This window comes from Lentibacillus sediminis (genome assembly GCF_002763455.1).
Lineage (GTDB): Bacteria > Bacillota > Bacilli > Bacillales > Amphibacillaceae > Lentibacillus_D > Lentibacillus_D sediminis_A.
In genome coordinates, this window is the sequence record NZ_NIXK01000023.1 from 1 (window position 1) to 1830 (window position 1830).

The following is a 1830-nucleotide window of genomic DNA, read 5'->3' on the forward strand; positions in this document are numbered from 1 at the left end:
ATATAAATTTTGTTTTTTGAAGTATTTATAATTTATCACGATTCGGGATTAGGGACAAGTCGCAAGTTATCTACACAGGGTTGTAGATAACTTGTGCACAACTGTTTTATAGACTGGGGAAAGGTAATTATGACAGCATGTGGTTTGTGTATAAAGTTATCCACAAAGCAGAATATGATGGAATTTGTCGAACGATTTTTGCATATAGTAACGGTTTTCCCGGTATTTTTCCCGGATTCGGGCATATATATCAAAGTTTTACTGCAAACATGAAATAGGCAGAGTTTCCCTTTATTATTAAAACAAGTTATTATAGGATGGTGTTAGGAAAAGTCGTGTGCATCAGAAAAGAAATATGAGGTGTTGAGGTTTGAACTATTTTTTGCCAAATGAGCATGTACAAAGTATTTTTGATATTCAGCCTGCTGTTCTGAAACAACGTGGCATTAAAGGCATCATTACAGATTTGGACAACACGCTGGTTGCATGGGATGTAAAAGATGCAACCCCGGAAGTACGGCAGTGGTTTGAAAAAATGAAAGAACAAGAAATTAAGGTAACAATTATATCAAATAATAATCAGGAACGGGTAAAGATCTTTTCCGAACCCCTGGAGACTCCGTTTGTATTCAGTGCCCGCAAGCCATTGAGACGAGCCTTTAAAACAGCCGCCAGACAAATGGGGCTGAGAAAGGACGAAGTGGTGGTCATCGGTGATCAGCTGATGACAGATGTGCTTGGCGGGAATGCCGCGGGATTTTATACGATCATGGTTGTTCCGATTGTCAAAACGGACGGAAAACTGACAAAAGTCAACCGCCAGATTGAACGGCGTATTCTTAATTATATGCGGAGAAAAGGAAAAATAAGCTGGGAGGAATAATATATGGAAACAATCTATTGCCAGGGCTGCGGTGCACAAATTCAGACAGAAGATCCGGAAAAGCCCGGATATACACCGGCATCTTCACTGGGACGGGATACGGTGCTGTGTCAGCGGTGTTTCCGCTTAAAAAACTATAATGAGGTGCAGGATGTTCCCATCACCGATGATGACTTTCTGCAGATGGTTTCAAGCATCCGGCAAACCGATGGCCTCATCCTGCATGTCATTGATATATTCGATACAGAAGGCAGTCTGATTAGCGGGCTGCCGCGGATAACTGGGGACAACCCGATTGTGCTGGCTGGCAATAAAGTGGATTTGCTGCCGAAATCGGTGAATAAACAAAAGCTTGCCCATTGGCTCAGGCGCCAGGCAAAAGAAGCCGGCATCAAAGTAAAAGATGTTTTTCTGATTTCTTCCAAAAAAGGTTATGGAATCCGTGACTTGGCGAACAGACTGGAAGATTACCGGTTGGGAAAAGATGTCTATATTGTCGGCACCACCAATGTTGGTAAATCCACGTTTGTCAATCAGCTGATTAAGCAGTCGGAAGGGCCGGAAGATGCGATTACTACATCTTATTTTCCTGGAACAACCCTCGGATTTATTGAAATTCCGCTTGATGAAACATCATCGATTATTGATACACCAGGCATTGTTAATAAACAGCAAATGGCGCATTATGTTTCCAAACCGGATTTAAAGCAAATTACGCCGACTAAGGAAATTAAGCCGCGGGTCTACCAGCTGAATGAGCATCAAACCTTGTTTTTTGGCGGGCTGGCCAGACTGGATTTTATAAAAGGAGAGCGGCAGTCGTTTGTCTGTTATTTTTCCAATCAGCTGACGATTCACCGCACGAAGCTGGACAAGGCGGACATGCTGTACGAAAATCATTTGGGAGAGCTGCTTTCCCCACCGAACGCAGAAACCCTGGAAACACT

The 1830-nt window shown here is 42.9% G+C and carries 2 protein-coding genes; both read left to right on the forward strand.

Features of this window, described 5'->3' with window-relative positions; translation table 11 throughout:
• Positions 1 to 370 precede the first annotated feature (370 nt).
• Complete coding sequence (locus CEG13_RS18430; protein ID WP_100013352.1) at positions 371 to 883, forward strand: YqeG family HAD IIIA-type phosphatase; 513 nt, start codon at positions 371 to 373, stop codon at positions 881 to 883.
• A gap of 3 nt (positions 884 to 886) precedes the next feature.
• A partial coding sequence (gene yqeH / locus CEG13_RS18435) for a ribosome biogenesis GTPase YqeH (RefSeq protein ID WP_100013353.1) occupies positions 887 to 1830 on the forward strand: 944 nt, incomplete at its 3' end.